Below are 15,822 nucleotides of genomic sequence, written 5' to 3' on the forward strand. Positions count from 1 at the left end.
ATGAATATAGAAGAGATACATGATATAAATCTTCAACCCTTTGAAGATATTGAAAACTCTGTTATTGCTCTAAAAAACTATGTACTTTTTACAACAGTAGACAATGAAATTGTTATAGCATTGTCAGCTGAACACATGAGTATATCTTTTGATTATTTGTCAAAGTATGATTATAGTTATGAAATAATTTTTTTAGATGAGATCTCTTTTGAAAAACTATATAACAAGTTTTTAGAGATAAAAACAGATAAAGAGATGAGTGCTATCCAACAAGAACAAGAGGATGCTACTTTAGATGATGAAGATTTTTCTGTTAGTGAGTTTTTAAAAGTTGGTAGTGATATTTTAACTTCTGAAGAGTCTGCACCTATTATTAAATTTGTTAATTCACTTTTTTATCAAGCAATAAAGAAAAAAGCTTCAGATATACATATTGAGATGCATGAACAAAAATCTGAAGTTAGATATAGAATAGATGGTGTTCTTAATAAACATATTGAACTTGATAAAAATATCATGTCTCTTGTAATCTCAAGAATAAAAGTTATTTCGAACTTGGATATTAGTGAAAAAAGAATTCCTCAAGATGGGAGAACACAAATTAAAATAGCAGGAAAGACTTTAGATATAAGGGTTTCTGTATTACCAACTTTTTATGGGGAAAGAGTTGTTATGAGAATCCTTATGCAAAGTGATGAACTTTTAAATTTAAAAGAGTTAGGATTCCCTTCATATATTACAAAAGAGTTAGCTAAAACAGTGAAAAATTCTTATGGAATGGTTTTAGTAACTGGACCAACAGGTAGTGGTAAATCTACCACCTTACACTCATTATTACATCAAGTTGTTAGTGAAGAAAAAAATATCATTACAGTTGAGGATCCAGTTGAGTATAAATCAAATGATTTCTCACAAATTCAAGTTAATAACAAAGTAGGGCTTACCTTTGCCTCAGGATTAAGATCAATTTTAAGACAAGATCCTGATATCATTATGTTAGGGGAGATTAGAGATAGTGAAACAGCTTCAATCTCTATTCAAGCAGCTTTAACAGGACATTTACTTTTTTCTACATTACATACAAACAGAGCACCAGCAGCTATTACTAGACTTATAGATATGGGAGTTGAAAAGTTTTTAATATCATCTTCTTTATTAGCCGTATTAGCTCAAAGACTTGTTAGAAAACTTTGTGATGATTGTAAAATTGAAGATGAATCAAATGCATCCCATAAACTTTTTGGACTTAAAAAAAGTGATAAAATTTATAAAAGTGTAGGTTGTAAATCTTGTAACTTTACAGGGTATAGTGGTCGGGTTGCAATTGGCGAGTTATTTGTAATAAGTGAAGATATTAAAGAGTATTTAAAAGGTGAAGTTGATGATAATACTCTTATGAAATTAGCTATTGAAAACGGAATGCTTCCTTTAAATGAACAATTAAAATTGATGTTGATTGATGGAGAAACTTCTGTTGATGAAGCAGTAAGAATAGGAATAAAGTAGATGAAAAAGTCTTTTTCCTTAATGGAAGTGATAATAGCTACTGCATTACTATCTGTTGTTATGGTATCTTTATATAAAATACAAGGCAATAGTATTTTTTTACTTGAAAAATCAAATGAGAGTAAAAAATCAATTGATTTCTTGTCACTAGCTATGGATACAAAAACTTATTCAAAAAGAAATAAAAACATATATTTGGACAAATATTTTAATATACAAAATGATGATATTAGAAAAGAATTTAAAAAGATAAAAATCAAAGTTGAAGATGAAATAATAGGGCATGATGAAAATCGTTTTGAAAATATTACAATAAGAAGAAACTATTATAAAACATCTTATAGTTTTAATAAAGGGATAAAAAAAACTATATATAGATTTGGGATAGAGCTTTGAAAAAATCATTTACACTTTTGGAAGTAGTGATATCTATCACTATTTTTATGATAATAATTACTTTTATATACAAAGCATTAGATGATACAAAATTAGAAAATGAAAAATTTGAAAGCTATATATCAAAAAGTGAAAATACTATTGATATTTATAAAATTGTAGCTGAAGATATAGCTGAAATGTATGCTGATGTAGATTTAGCAGAAGATAAAAATAAAAATAGCATTATGCTATTTAAAAGCACTAATAGTTTTAATGATGTATATTATGAAAACATAACTTATATGCTGGCATCAAATAATAAACTTGTGAGAATTGAAAGTAAAGATAAATTTAAAAAACAAGAGAGTGATTTGACATTTTATGATAATGCTTATGTTGATGTATTACTTGAAGATGTAAAAAATTTTAATATTATAAAAAAAGATAAAAAATTTGTTTTTATAATTGAATTAAATGATGGAAAGAAAATTATGTTTCCTACTTTTAAAATGAGAGGATAATTATGTTTAAATATATATTTATAGTTTTTTTGAGTTTAACTTCACTCCTTGCTGAAGAAAATGACCAAACAACAAAACCTTCCGAATTGGAACTTTTTTTGTTTAAAGTTGGATTTGAATCACTTTTAAAAGATGTTAGTATTAATAGTGAAAAAACTAAATTAAATGAAAAAGATATTAAAGCATTAAATGAAAAAGTCGAATTAATTTTAGCAGAATTATATAAAGAGAAAAGTGTTTTAACAAGCGAAGGTATAGAAGTTACAAAAGTTGAAAATATAGAAAAAAATACTGAAGTAGAAGAGTTGAAACAACAAGTTATTTTACTAAAAAAAGAGATAGAAAAACTAAAAGAAGTAAAAAAAGAAAAAATCAATGATATAAAACCATTAGATAAAAAAGTAAAAAATAATAAATATAAAACAATGATAGTTTCAGGAAAGCTTATAAATGTTTATAATAGAGCATATCCTAATTCAAAAGTCCTTTCTACACTAAAAAAAGACACAGTTGTAAAAATAGAATATTGTGATAGTTTTGGTTGGTGTAAACTTGCAAATAAGAAAGAGTATGTAAAAAAATTTCTTATTAAAAAGTTCTAAACAAACAAGGAAGACAAAGAAGTCTTCCTAGTTAGATAAGATATAAGCATCGCCAGAAACAACACAAACTTTTTTGTTATTATTGTTATCATGAAAAATAGAGATAACAGTATTTTCAGAAGATTTAACAATAGTATCCCCACTATTTAAAGTAGTATAACCATTAGGTATATCATTAGTAGCATCACATTTGATAATCTCATTATCAGATGAAGGAATAAAACTAAATCCCCCATCACCACTGCCACAAGCACTAAATACTAAAGAAGCAAACAAGGCAATAATTAAACTATATAAAATTTTCATAATACTACTCCACAACTAAATCATCAGATAAAGGAGCAGTGATTTTAATAAAAATAGCACCATTATCTTCATATATTTCAACTGTATTACCATTAGCAAATACAGAACCATCATTTAAAGTATCACCTAAAACAGTTTCATTACCAGAACCATCAACAGATACAAACCTTGTAACAGTAGTACCATCATCTTTAGTAACAGATTTAGCTTTAATAGTAAAAGAACCCGAAGTTAGTTTACCAGCTAAGGTTTGAACATTATCATTATTAATAATAGTATCAGCACCTAAAATAGAAGAGGTAGTTTTAGATGAAGTTGAACCATTAGTAACAATATGAACAGCAGAACCATCAGGTTTAGCATCAACTTCAATATTACCAACAGTAGTAACAATCTGAGGATTACCATCTCCATCTTCAGAAATAGTAGTATTAGAACCTAATACATTAGAAACAGCTTTAGTAGTTTGACCATTTTTAGTTAATCTATGAGTTGTTTTACCTAAAACAGTAGTATCAGCTTTAGCATCAATACCATTATTAGTAAATGTAGTTGTCACTCCATCTTCAGTAATTTCAATCACAGAAGAAGGGGAACCAGAAACAACTTTACTTTCTACCCCATTAATAATAATAGATTGTTCAGTAGAACCATCATTTTTAACAATTTTTTTAACAACTAAATTATCAGCAGGTACATCAACAGTTGTAACTTCATCACCATCTGCATTAGTTGTTACACTAACACTACCACTTTCATTTACATTATCCCCATCATTAAAAGTTAAGATTTTAAAATTAAATGTTTTAGTAGTAGTATCTACTCCATCATCAACAGTAATTGTAATATCACTATCACCACTTGTATCAGCATCAGAAGTTAAGGTTGATTATGATCTGTCATCAATAATTCCTTACTTAATTTTAAATAATTTTTATTGTAACATAAAATTCTTTTTTTCATATTATTTTGGTTTTTTCATGTATATTATCTTCTACATATGATGATGTAAGTGATTTTAATTTAAATCATGCTAACAAATTTGTTACAAGTATTTATACTAATAGATTTTCTACAAAAATTTAAAAAAAGAGATTGAGAAATTTAAGTTTGAAATAGATTTTATTTTTCTAAAAAGTTAATAATTTTATATAAGCTTTTCTCAATATTTTCATTTTTTATTATAATCTCTGCATTATCTGGTTTTTCATAAGCTGAATCTATTCCAGTAAAATCTTTTATCTTACCAGCTCTTGCTTTTTTATATAAACCTTTTGGATCTCTTTTCTCACAAATTTCTAAAGGTGTATCTACGAAAACTTCTATAAACTCATCTTCTTTTACTAAACTTCTAGCATATTTTCTATCTTTTTTATATGGAGAGATAAATGCTGTTATAACTATAAGACCTGCATCTAAGAGTATTTGGGATAAGTGAGCTACTCTTCTTATATTTTCTTCTCTATCTTTTTTTGAAAAACCTAAATCATTATTTAATCCATCCCTTAAATTGTCACCATCTAAAAGATAAGTTTTAAACCCTTTTTTATAAAGCTCTACTTCTAAAGCATTTGCTAAAGTAGATTTTCCACTTGCACTTAAACCTGTCAACCATATAATATATGGTTTTTGATTTAGTAGTTTAATTCTACTTTCTTTATTTATAGAATTTTCATGTAAAAATATATTATTCATGTTTTATCTTTTTTATATATTCTTTTTCATTATATTTAAAAAAAGTTTATTTTATTCTTTAGCTGGTATATACAAAAAGAATTAGGAAGACAAAGAAGTCTTCCTAATTGGAGAGAATAGAAACATCATCTCTAAAACCACCATATAATATTTAGATTTAAAATAGTTATTTATAAGCTTAAATCTTTTTCTATTTTAGTATATAATTCTCTTTTGAGTCTTGGGTGTCAAGCTCTTGCCCAATCTCTTGATATCTTTTAAAATAGTATTTTACAAAAGAGTTTATCTTAGGATTATTTGGCATAAAATATTTTCCATCTTTTTTAACAAATCTATTTAAAAATTCTGTTGCATCTTTTTTATCTAAATAGTGTTTTGCTAAATCAGTATATGTATTTATATACCATTCTTTTAGTTTTTCATATTTTACAGCTGAGATATCAATAGTTAATTCCTCTTCTGCCCAATTTAAGATTTTAGTGTCAAATAAAGCATTTAAGTGAATAAGTCCTTCGCAATAGTATGGTTGTACTTCATCAACTTCCATCCATCCTATAAGTCCTACAGCTCTTTTTAGAGTATCCATTAATACTTGTTTCTCTAAATCTTTTTCATCATTTGATTCATCTAGGAAAAATGAGATTAAACCACCTGTTGTAGCTTTAAACTCTTCTATATTTTTAAAGTTTCCTGTTTTGTTCATAAGTGATTCAGTTTCATCATCGCACCATAAAATATGACCATACTCATGACCAATAGTTGTGATATCATAAACTTGGTGCCAAGCTTCATCTTCATTAAATAAAAATGTTCTATCTTCTGAAAGGAACTTTTCCCCAAATATCTCTTGTGAAAGTTTTAAAAATGGTTTTGCTCTGCTTGTTTGTAAAATCTCATCTGCAAAGGCAAATATCTTTTTACCTTCCTCTTTTGATACAATCTCATCATTTGGTACAACTTGTGCTGAAAATAGTCCATTGAATTCAGCTCCAAAGAATAGGGCAGGTCTTCCTATATATAGTTGTACTTTATCAAGAGATTTTAGTGAGAAGTTATATATCTCTTCATAATTTTTTGTTTTATCTGTTTTATTGAAAATCTTTTCAAAAGCAGATTTTATTTTATTTACTCTATGGTCATTTTGAGTGAATTTTGGATTCGTAAGTCTGATATCCCATTCCAATGCAACTGCTTTTCTAAAATGGTCTTCATAGTATTCAAGTGGATGCCCAATTTGAACAGGAGATTTTATTTTCATCCATGCTCTATCAACATCTGCCCATCTTTCTACTAATCTATGATTTTTATCTTCACTAAAAGCTTTGATTAGACTTTGGATATATAAGATATAGTTCCATTTCTCATCATATATTTCATCTTCAAGTTCAATTAGACTCTCTTCAAACTTTTCTAAAGCATCAACTACAGCTGTTGTTTGCTCTTTAAAAGCTTCTATATATGCTTTTGATGAATATTTTCCATCCTCTTGTACTAAAGCTGAATAAGATCTATCTGCAACTATGCCATTGTGACCTAAGTCAAATAGTGAGTTTTCTTCTAAATATTCATATACTTTTTTATCATCTCCATCAAACATTGCTAGAAGTTCTTTATTTACTCCATTTATAATGTGAGATGTCCATTGGCTTTGCCAAGATGACATTTTAATCCCTACATCATAAACCCCTTCAAAAATTGTTTGATAAAAAGGTGTTAAAAGATTGTTTGTTTTCATATAGTTGATTGTATTTTTATGTTTTTCATGCCAAAAATTTCTAACAAAAATATATGCTTTTTCTTGTAAAGCTATTATTTCTTTTTCATCTTTACCAAGTTTTTTTAGAACTTGAACTAATGAATCATCTCTTAGATTTACTAGTCTTGTAATAAGTGCAACTCTTAAATCATCTTTCATCTCTAAATCTAAAGCCTTAGCAAAATCATCTATAATAGTTAGTTTGTCAAATTCGTTGTTTTCTAAATATGATATTAGTTTATTTACATTGTTTTTTTGTGCGTCCAAAAATTCATAAACTTCTGTAAGGTCATCAATAAATTTTTTATTTTCCATAATCAATCCTTTTATATAAAAGAAATTTTATCTTATTGAAACATTAAATTAACTTAATTTAGCACTTTGATATAAAAAGTGCTAAAAAAAGTCAAAACTTTAGCTTCCTTTTATAAAGTTTTGATAAAATTCAGTTATTAAAAATTTAATTTATAGAAGAAATTTATGGCATACGTTGCGTAAGCAACCTAACCATGCCCTAAATAGAAAGGAATAACATGGCAAAACATCAATTTCAAACAGAGGTAGGACAATTACTACATTTAATGACACACTCTTTATATTCAAATAAAGAGATTTTTATAAGAGAGCTTGTATCAAATGCAAGTGATGCAATTGATAAACTAAACTATTTAAAACTTACAGATGAAAAAATGAAAGCTGCACTTCCTGAGGATTGGGCAGGAACAATTAATGTAAAACTTGATGAGGAAGATAAGTCTATTACTATTGCCGATAATGGTATTGGTATGAATGAAGAAGACTTAATCTCTTCAATTGGTACAATCGCAAAATCAGGTACAAAATCTTTTGTTGAGGCTTTAACAGGTGATGCAAAAAAAGATTCAAACCTTATTGGTCAATTCGGTGTTGGTTTTTATTCTGTATTTATGGTAGCAGATAGAGTTGATGTAATCTCTAAAAAAGCAGGTGAAGAAACTGCTTATAAATGGTCAAGTACTGGTACAGGTGAATTTGATTTATCACCTTGTGTTAAAGACACAAATGGTACAGTTATTTATATCAAACTAAAAGATGATGAAGTAGAAGATTATACTTCAAAATATAGAGTTGAAACTATTATTAAAAAATACTCTAACCATATTGCATACCCAATTTTCTTAAATTTTAGTGAAGAGGTAACTGAAGAGTTAAGTGAAGAGGATAAAAAAGCTGGTAAAGAGCCTAAAAAAACAATTGAAAATAAAATAGAAAAGGCAAATGAAGCAACAGCACTTTGGATGCAACCAAAAGCTAAGTTAAAACAAGAAGAGTATAATGATTTTTATAAATCAATCTCTCATGACTCTCAAGACCCAATGGTAACAGTACATACAAAAGCTGAGGGTGTAAACGAATATACTACACTATTTTATATTCCAAAAACTGCACCAATGGATATGTATAGAGCAGATTATCAACCAGGTGTTAAACTGTATGTTAAAAGAGTATTTATTACTGATGATGAAAAAGAGTTATTACCAACATATCTGAGATTTGTTAGAGGTATTATTGATTCTGAAGATTTACCACTAAATGTAAGTAGAGAAATCTTACAAGAAAATAGAATCTTAGCAAACATCAAACAAGGGTCTGTTAAAAAGATTTTAAATGAAATCAAAAAATTAGCAAAAGATGAAGAAAAATATAAAGAGTTTATTGAACAATACAACAGACCTTTAAAAGAGGGTGCATATCAAGACTTTACAAATAAAGATTTACTTCTTGAACTAATCAGATTCAAATCAACAAAAGTAGAAAAAGGTGAAATGACTTCACTAGAAGCTTATAAAGATAGAGCAGATAGTGAACAAAAAGCTATTTACTTCATTGTTGGTGATAATGAAAATGTTCTAAGAAATTCTCCACTTCTTGAAAGCTACAAGAAAAACGATATTGAAGTTCTTATCTTAGATGATAAAGAAATCGATGAAATTGTAACTCCAATGTTTGGTGCATACAAAGAGTGGGAATTTAAAGATATTACTGCTTGTGAAGCTCCAAAAGTAGAACAAACAGAAGAAGAGAAAAAAGAAGTTGAAGAGAAATTCAAAGATATCACTGAAAAAATCAAAGAGGTTTTAGGTGAAGCTGTTAAAGAAGTAAAAGTAACTAACAGACTTTCAGAATCTCCATCTTGTGTTGTAAAAGATGCAGGTGATGCACAAATGGCTCAAATGGCACAAATGATGAGAGCAATGGGGCAAGAGATGCCAGAAACTGCACCAATCTTAGAAATCAACCCAGATCATGAAATTGTTACTAAACTAAATGGTTTAAGTGATGATTCTTTGGTTAGTGATGTAGCGTGGGTACTTTTAGACCAAGCTAAATTAAGTGAAGGTATGGAGATAACTGATACTGTGGCATTTGCACAAAGATTAAGTAGAATTACTGCAAAGGCACTATAATAAACAACTACTTTAATCCAATTTCTGCGTTGGAGGTGAATTTTTAATCGGTCACATACTTCTAGTATGCTCCCTCATAAAAATTCACCTTCGCCTTGACCTTGAATGAAATTAGCTGTTTAAGTTAGTTTTTTTAAGGTTGAGATAAGATTTTCTACAATTATCTATTTTAGAAACTTTACAATTAAAATATTTTTATAATTAAGGCTGATTATTATTGATATTCGATAAAATATAATAATATATTTTATTAGGATTATTATTAATGGTTAGAGTTTATTTTTTATTTTTTTTATTTATTTCATCTGTTTATGCTAAAAATGGTGACATTATCAGTGAAGAAAAACTTAATATTAAACTCATTTTAATATTTGGTTCTTGCTCAATTTTGTATTATTTATATTGTGTATTTTTTTTTGAAAAAAAAGATACCTATAATACTTTCCAAGTTTATTCTAAATATTTGTTAAAAGAAATGAATTTTTTTAATTATGATAGAGAAAATTATATAAAAGATTTATTTTTATTAAAAGATGAAATATTAAAAAAACTTACTTTTAATAATATATATTATATTATTTATAATAAAAGTAATAAATCTATATTTTCCAGTGGGAAAATTGATAAAAATGATATAGGTGATTCTTTTGATAATATAAAAAGAAGTTTGTATAATACTGAGAATTCAGTATCCTTCTTTTCTTTACCTATGCAAAAATTCTATGTAAATTATAAATTTTATTTTTTATTGAATAGTTATATCAATAAATTTTATTTTTATTCAATAAAGCAATTAATTGTTTTTATAAGTATTTTTTCTTTATTATCTTATAGTATTATTAATAGTTATATTTATGAAATGATTAAATTATCTGGGATTCCTTTATCTTTTATTAATGTAAATGTATCAATTCTTTTTCAGAAAATATTTACTGATATTTTTTTGGCTTTTTCACTTCTTTCAATATTTAATGGTATGCTAATAATGTCACTAGTAATAATATTTTTTATTATATTTGTAATTTCTTATTATAAAAAAAAATATCATTTAACTTTTAATCTTTTAGAAATGGGTGTTTTTTTAAATTTTATTTTTATTCTATTATTTATTATTTGTCCCCTTATGAAATTTTTATTTTATCAACCTATATTGACATTATATAAAATAGAAATCCCAAATAATAGAACAATTAAAATGAATGATATAAATATTTCTATTGGAGACTATTTGAAATTTAAAGAAGAATATAGGATACTTGAAAAAGATAATAAATATAAATTGATGGTTGGTTATGATAATAAATTTATTTTTTATTATAATATTGAAGAAAATAAAAATATTTTTTTATCTAAAGAATTAGAATTAGTAAAGAATAAAAAAGAATTAAAAAATTGTAAAGAAATTATAGATAATTTAAATTTTGTTAAATCAGATGAAAAATTTGATTCTTATAAGTTAGACACAATATTAATAAATAATCAAATATTAAATGGTTCTTTTTTAAAGAGACTTCCAATTAAAGATTTATCAAAATATACTCAGAGAAGTGTTAATTTAACAAAAGATTTAAAAGTTAATGAAATTATTAATAAGTGTGAGATTATGGTTAATTTAAAAGATGAAAATATTAATTATGAAAATTTTGAAAAGATGAATAATAAAGAATTGATAAAGTGGATTGATAACTTAAAATATTCACAAAAAGAGAAGATTAAGAAAATTAAATCAGGAACAGAGTTAAAAATAAAAGAAAATAAGAAAAATACAAATTAATATTTTTTGATTCTATTATGTAGAAGAGAATAAATAGGATATTACATAGTTTTTGTTTATTTTTATATGCTATAATAAATCCATAAAATAAGGATTAAATGTGACAAAAGAATATATTATCAACTATTTAAAGAACAATAAAGATGAATTTTCACAAAAGTTTGGTATTACTAAGCTTGGTCTTTTTGGTTCATATGCTAAGGATGAAGCAAATGAAAATAGTGATATTGATATTCTTATTGAACTTGAAAATAACCTTTCTAATATATATGAAAAAAAGTTAGATTTAAAAAAGACTTTAGAAAGCCATTTTCATTTAAATGTTGATATTGCAAGAGAAAAATATTTAAAACCTATTGCAAAAGAGTATATCCTAAAAGAAGTAGTTTATGTCTAAAACTAAACTTTCTTTACTTTCAATTATTGAAGCTATTGAAAAAATTGAAAGATATACAAAAGAGTATTCAAATGCTGATGATTTTTATCACAGTGAAAGAGATTTTGATGCTACTATGATGCAATTTGTAATAATAGGTGAAATGATTTCAAAAATTGATGATACTTTTAAAACTCAACATTCTAATATTCCATGGCATAAAATTAAAGGTTTTAGAAATATAGTTGCACATAATTATTTTGGTATAGATGCGGATGAGATTTGGGAAATAATTACTTTAAAAATAAAACCATTAAAAAAGGATATCGAAAATATTTTAGATTAGAGAAATATAAAAGAGGATTAATTCTCTTTTATATCATCTTCTGACAATTCAGGAATATTTTCCATATCCTCAATATCAAGTTTTTTTGTTCTCTCTTCTGCTCTTGTTTCTATTTCTAAGTAAAATGTTTTACTGTTGGTTTCAACTGCTTCATTTACAAATCTTATAATATCTGAAAATGGTATCTCTTCTGGTGTTTCTTCGTCTTTTGCAAATTTACAATCAAAAAACCAAAAATCTTTCCCTTTTGGAAGGGGTTTTCTTTTTTCTCTTTTTATATATTTTCTTATTTCGTTTTTAATAGATTCTACTGTTCTATCTTGATTTTTGTTTTCCACTTGTAGGTTAAAAGTTTTTTTCAAAAAATTCCTTTTTTGCAATTGTATCCTTATTTCTCAACTTTTAGACTATTTTTATTTTTTATTATAAATTTATTTACAATTTAGTGAGTTTTGATATAATGATTAGTAATATATTTTGGTATTACAAATGATTATATGTAATATTAAGGATTCTCATATGGAATACACTTTTATTTTAGCTCTTTGTTTGACTTTGTTTTTTGCTTCAACTGTTCATGGAGCTATTGGTTTTGGTTTTGGGATGATTTCCACACCTATTATTGCACTTTTTACCGATATGCAAACTACTATTTTATATATGCTTATCCCAACTATGGGTGCAAATATTTTAAGTATTTTAAGTGAAGGTAAGTTTTTAGAGGCTTTAAAAAAGTTTTGGTTTATAATTACTTTGATGGTAATAGGTAGTGCTTTAGGTACAGTTTTACTTCTTTATACAAATTCTGATCTTTTTAAACTGTTACTTGCCGCAATAATCTTTTTATATCTTTTACAATCAGTTGTTAAAATTGAAGCAACCTTTGTATCAAAATATCCTAGAAGTTCAACTTATGGTTTAGGAGTTTTTGGTGGAATGTTATCAGGTCTAACAAATATAGTAGCACCTCTTATGATAATGTATACATTAGAATTAAAATACACAAGAAAAGATACTGTTCAGTTATCAAATCTTTGTTTTTTATTTACTAAAATTGGTCAGATTACAGTTTTTTTACTATATGGAAGTTTTACATTTGAAGATTTTAATATCTCTATGATAGGTCTTGCTGCTACATTTATAGGTATGTTTTTAGGAATAAAAGTTAAAAAACTAATTGATGCAAAACTTTATGTGAAGATATTAAAAGTTCTACTTTTTATAATAGCTTCAATGTTAGTTGTTCAGACAATACAGTTTTAGAATAAATAAATACTCCTCTTTAGGGGACATTTAAAAGGAATAATTTTGGATTCAAATCTTTTAAAAGTTTTTGTTGCGGTTAAAAATACAAAAAGTATCTCTCTTGGTGCAAAAGAGTTAGGATTTACACAATCAAATGTAACTTTGAGGATTAAGCAATTAGAAAAGATATTAGGGCATGAACTGTTTCATAGAACAAATAAAGGTGTAGTCTTAACAAAAGAGGGGGAAAAGTTCTATCCTTATGCTTTAGAGATTATAAAAAAAGTCGATGAAGCCTTAATCAATATGAAAAATACAGATAATCTTGAACTACTTAGAGTAGGTTCAACTCAAACAAATGCAACAATAAGATTAACAACATTTATAAATCAGATAAATGAGGATTTTCCCAAACTAGATTTAGATTTTAAGATAGATAGTACTACAAATTTAGTTGAACAATTAGTAGATTATAAGATTGATATAGCTTTTTTAAATGGTAAAGCAAAACATAAAGACCTGATAGAGTTAAATAGGTTTGAAGAAGAGATATATTTTATTGAACCAAAAAATAAAGAAGCACAAAAAAGAATTTTAGCTTATAAAAAGAATTGTGTACATTGTAAGTATTTAGAAATATATGTAAAAGAGAATAAAAAAGATAAATATAAAACTACAATTTTTGAAAATTATGAAGTTATTTTAGCTTGTGTGAAGGCGGGTTTTGGGGTAACACTTCTTTCTAAAAGTATAATTGAGAAGTTTGGATATTTACAGGACTTAAAACTTACTAAAGTTGATTTTGATTTACATACAACTTTAGTTTGTAGGAGAGATTATAAATCAGTAATTGAAGGATATTTAAGAGAGATAAAACTTTAAAGTGTAATTTAGTAATATGCTGTATTTATTAAGGATTTATGATGTCAATTAAAATTAGAGAAGCAATATCAAGTGATGCACAAACAATTTATAATTTTATTGTTGAATTAGCAGTTTATGAAAAAGAACCAGATGCTGTTAAAACTACAGTTGAAGAGACTAGAGAGAAAATATTTGGGAAAAATTCAACTGTAAAAGCGATAATTTGTGAAGAAGATGGTGTGGCTATAGGCCTTGCAATATATTTTTATAACTATTCAACTTGGCTTGGTAAAAATGGAATCTATTTAGAAGATTTATATGTGAGTGAAGCAAAAAGAGGTGTTGGTGCAGGAAAGGCTATGTTAAGATATTTGGCAAAAAAAGCACTAGAAGAGGATTGTGGTAGGTTTGAATGGTCTTGTTTAGATTGGAATACTCCTTCAAGAAAATTTTACGAAAGCATAGGTGCTGTTTCTCAAGATGAATGGATAGGTTATAGATTAGAAGGTGATTCTTTAATTAACTTTGCAAACAGTTAATTAGTTTTTTAACTCCTTAAGTGAGTTTATGTATAATAATAAAAATCAAATATATATTATTTAAAAAGGATAAGTACTTGAGTTTAGAAAATTTTGAAAAAGTTTATAATGAATTTAATCAAAGAATAAATGAACAAAACTTTGATGAGGCACTATATTTAGTAGATGTTTTACTTGATTATGCTGAAAATGAAATTGATAAATTCTACACACTTATGGGAAAAGCTGCAGTACTTACAAATTTAGAAAAAAATGAAGAAGTTATTGAAACATATAAAGAGATAATAAAAAGTTTTAAAGATTCTAAAGATGATACAGTTTCAAAGTTTTTAATTTATGCATATTATAATAAAGCTTTAGCCTATGCAAGAGTAGAGAAATTTGAATTAGAGTTAAAAACTTATAATAGATTACTTGAAAAATATATTGGTGATATCTCTACTGATACAGAAATAGTATTAGTAAAAGCATATATGAATAAAGCAATATGTGTTACTGAATTAGAAGGTTTTGAAAACTCACTACCTGTATATAAAGAATTAGTTAAGAATTTTGAAGAATCAGCACAAAGTGATGTAGTTTTACAAATGGCACAAGCTGCATACAATATAGCTTTAATTTATGGACAAAAAAATGATGATGAAGAAGCTATAAAAGCATACGATTATGTGATTAAAAAATTTGAAAATAGTAAAGATGAAAATATTTTAGAGTTAGTAGCTAAATCTCTTGTTAATAAAGCGTCAAAAGTTAGAAATTTAAATAATTATGTAGAGGCTTTAGAGTTATACAATGAAGTTGTAGAGAAGTTTGAAGATTATCAAGGGGAATTTAAAAATCAAGTTGCCCTCGCATTACACAATAAATCTATTCTTTTAAGTGAATTAAACAAAGAGGATGAATTAATAAAAGTTTGCGATACTATTATAGAAAAATTTTCACAAAGTAAAAATGAAATGATTATGAATATTGTAGCTTCAGCAGAAGTAGTTAAGGATAAGGAGAAATTTGGTAATAACTCCTTTTAGTCCTTAAATAAATTTTGCTGATACCTCTTTTAATATCTCATCAGCCAAAAATGATTCTCCATTGTATTTTACAAGTTTTATACCTTCGCTAGTAAAAGATTTAGCAGTATTTTTACAAGCTGTTTTTACAACTACATAATTACACTCTTTTAAAGCTCTTCCCATTTTGTTGTGTTGTTCAATATGTTCATGGTCATCATGGTCATGAGCACAAGCATGTTCTTCTTCTGGATGTTCATGATCGATATCTGTTCTTGGATTGTTTTTAACAACCTCTAGTGTAAAAGATTTAAACATACTTGAACCACTCATTGTAAATACTGCAAATTTAGGAGTATGTCCTGCATTTGGAAAAAAAGTCAAATTTTCATCTTTAACTGGTATTGCTATTTTCATTACTGTTCCTTTTGTAATTTTTTTATATATTACTATTGAAAAA

The 15,822-nt window shown here is 26.0% G+C and carries 18 protein-coding genes; 12 read left to right on the plus strand and 6 right to left on the minus strand.

The window, feature by feature from the left end; translation table 11 throughout:
• The 4 genes from ACKU4C_RS04630 to ACKU4C_RS04645 are packed head-to-tail and all read left to right on the plus strand — an operon-like array spanning position 1 to position 3,007.
• Positions 1-1,506: a GspE/PulE family protein gene (locus ACKU4C_RS04630; RefSeq protein WP_321314849.1), complete on the plus strand. Its 1,506-nt coding sequence runs from the start codon at positions 1-3 to the stop codon at positions 1,504-1,506.
• Complete coding sequence (locus ACKU4C_RS04635) at positions 1,507-1,902, plus strand: prepilin-type N-terminal cleavage/methylation domain-containing protein (RefSeq protein ID WP_321314851.1); 396 nt, start codon at positions 1,507-1,509, stop codon at positions 1,900-1,902.
• Positions 1,899-2,405, plus strand: a complete 507-nt coding sequence (locus ACKU4C_RS04640) for a prepilin-type N-terminal cleavage/methylation domain-containing protein (protein ID WP_321314852.1) — start codon at positions 1,899-1,901, stop codon at positions 2,403-2,405. Before ACKU4C_RS04635 ends, ACKU4C_RS04640 begins: the two co-directional genes overlap by 4 nt.
• A 2-nt stretch (positions 2,406-2,407) precedes the next feature.
• Positions 2,408-3,007 carry a hypothetical protein gene (locus ACKU4C_RS04645; protein WP_321314854.1) on the plus strand — a complete coding sequence of 200 codons (600 nt, stop codon included), beginning with the start codon at positions 2,408-2,410 and terminating at the stop codon, positions 3,005-3,007.
• Between the two features lie 27 nt (positions 3,008-3,034).
• On the opposite strand, the gene ACKU4C_RS04650 is transcribed toward ACKU4C_RS04645, so the two are convergent.
• The 4 genes from ACKU4C_RS04650 to ciaB all read right to left on the minus strand — a co-directional run bounded on the left by ACKU4C_RS04650 (position 3,035) and on the right by ciaB (position 7,079).
• Positions 3,035-3,313, minus strand: a complete 279-nt coding sequence (locus tag ACKU4C_RS04650; RefSeq protein WP_321314856.1) for a hypothetical protein — start codon at positions 3,311-3,313, stop codon at positions 3,035-3,037.
• 4 nt (positions 3,314-3,317) lie between these two features.
• Positions 3,318-3,896: a hypothetical protein gene (locus ACKU4C_RS04655; RefSeq protein ID WP_321314857.1), complete on the minus strand. Its 579-nt coding sequence runs from the start codon at positions 3,894-3,896 to the stop codon at positions 3,318-3,320.
• A 539-nt stretch (positions 3,897-4,435) separates the two neighbouring features.
• Positions 4,436-5,008 (minus strand): adenylyl-sulfate kinase, encoded by a 573-nt coding sequence (gene cysC, locus ACKU4C_RS04660; protein WP_321314859.1) that lies wholly within the window; start codon positions 5,006-5,008, stop codon positions 4,436-4,438.
• Between the two features lie 190 nt (positions 5,009-5,198).
• Positions 5,199-7,079, minus strand: a complete 1,881-nt coding sequence (ciaB, locus tag ACKU4C_RS04665; RefSeq protein WP_321314860.1) for an invasion protein CiaB — start codon at positions 7,077-7,079, stop codon at positions 5,199-5,201.
• A 218-nt stretch (positions 7,080-7,297) separates the two neighbouring features.
• Here ciaB and htpG point away from each other — a divergent pair, with 218 nt between their 5' ends.
• The 4 genes from htpG (at position 7,298) to ACKU4C_RS04685 (ending at position 11,707) form a co-directional block, all read left to right on the plus strand.
• Positions 7,298-9,211 carry a molecular chaperone HtpG gene (htpG, locus tag ACKU4C_RS04670; protein ID WP_321314862.1) on the plus strand — a complete coding sequence of 638 codons (1,914 nt, stop codon included), beginning with the start codon at positions 7,298-7,300 and terminating at the stop codon, positions 9,209-9,211.
• A gap of 1,195 nt (positions 9,212-10,406) precedes the next feature.
• Positions 10,407-10,985, plus strand: coding sequence for a hypothetical protein (locus tag ACKU4C_RS04675; protein ID WP_321314864.1), 579 nt, complete (start codon positions 10,407-10,409; stop codon positions 10,983-10,985).
• A 100-nt stretch (positions 10,986-11,085) separates the two neighbouring features.
• Positions 11,086-11,382, plus strand: a complete 297-nt coding sequence (locus ACKU4C_RS04680; RefSeq protein WP_321314865.1) for a nucleotidyltransferase domain-containing protein — start codon at positions 11,086-11,088, stop codon at positions 11,380-11,382.
• Entirely contained in the window at positions 11,375-11,707 is a 333-nt protein-coding gene (locus ACKU4C_RS04685; RefSeq protein ID WP_321314867.1) for a HepT-like ribonuclease domain-containing protein, read from the plus strand. Before ACKU4C_RS04680 ends, ACKU4C_RS04685 begins: the two co-directional genes overlap by 8 nt.
• A 17-nt stretch (positions 11,708-11,724) precedes the next feature.
• On the opposite strand, the gene ACKU4C_RS04690 is transcribed toward ACKU4C_RS04685, so the two are convergent.
• Entirely contained in the window at positions 11,725-12,069 is a 345-nt protein-coding gene (locus ACKU4C_RS04690) for a DUF6172 family protein (protein ID WP_321314869.1), read from the minus strand.
• Positions 12,070-12,226: 157 nt separating this feature from the next.
• Between ACKU4C_RS04690 and ACKU4C_RS04695 the strand changes: the two genes are divergently transcribed.
• The 4 genes from ACKU4C_RS04695 (at position 12,227) to ACKU4C_RS04710 (ending at position 15,383) form a co-directional block, all read left to right on the plus strand.
• On the plus strand, positions 12,227-12,970 hold the full coding sequence (locus tag ACKU4C_RS04695; RefSeq protein WP_321314870.1) for a sulfite exporter TauE/SafE family protein: 744 nt from the start codon (positions 12,227-12,229) through the stop codon (positions 12,968-12,970).
• Between the two features lie 45 nt (positions 12,971-13,015).
• Positions 13,016-13,834: a LysR family transcriptional regulator gene (locus ACKU4C_RS04700; protein ID WP_321314871.1), complete on the plus strand. Its 819-nt coding sequence runs from the start codon at positions 13,016-13,018 to the stop codon at positions 13,832-13,834.
• Positions 13,835-13,875: 41 nt separating this feature from the next.
• The gene (locus ACKU4C_RS04705; RefSeq protein ID WP_321314872.1) at positions 13,876-14,355 is read left to right on the plus strand and encodes a GNAT family N-acetyltransferase; all 480 of its coding nucleotides are present in this window, start codon (positions 13,876-13,878) and stop codon (positions 14,353-14,355) included.
• Between the two features lie 77 nt (positions 14,356-14,432).
• On the plus strand, positions 14,433-15,383 hold the full coding sequence (locus ACKU4C_RS04710; RefSeq protein ID WP_321314874.1) for a tetratricopeptide repeat protein: 951 nt from the start codon (positions 14,433-14,435) through the stop codon (positions 15,381-15,383).
• Between the two features lie 3 nt (positions 15,384-15,386).
• Here ACKU4C_RS04710 and ACKU4C_RS04715 read toward each other — a convergent pair whose 3' ends face one another.
• Positions 15,387-15,779, minus strand: coding sequence for a hypothetical protein (locus tag ACKU4C_RS04715; protein WP_321314876.1), 393 nt, complete (start codon positions 15,777-15,779; stop codon positions 15,387-15,389).
• Positions 15,780-15,822: the final 43 nt, after the last annotated feature.

The sequence above is a fragment of the Halarcobacter sp. genome, from assembly GCF_963676935.1.
Taxonomy (GTDB): domain Bacteria; phylum Campylobacterota; class Campylobacteria; order Campylobacterales; family Arcobacteraceae; genus Halarcobacter.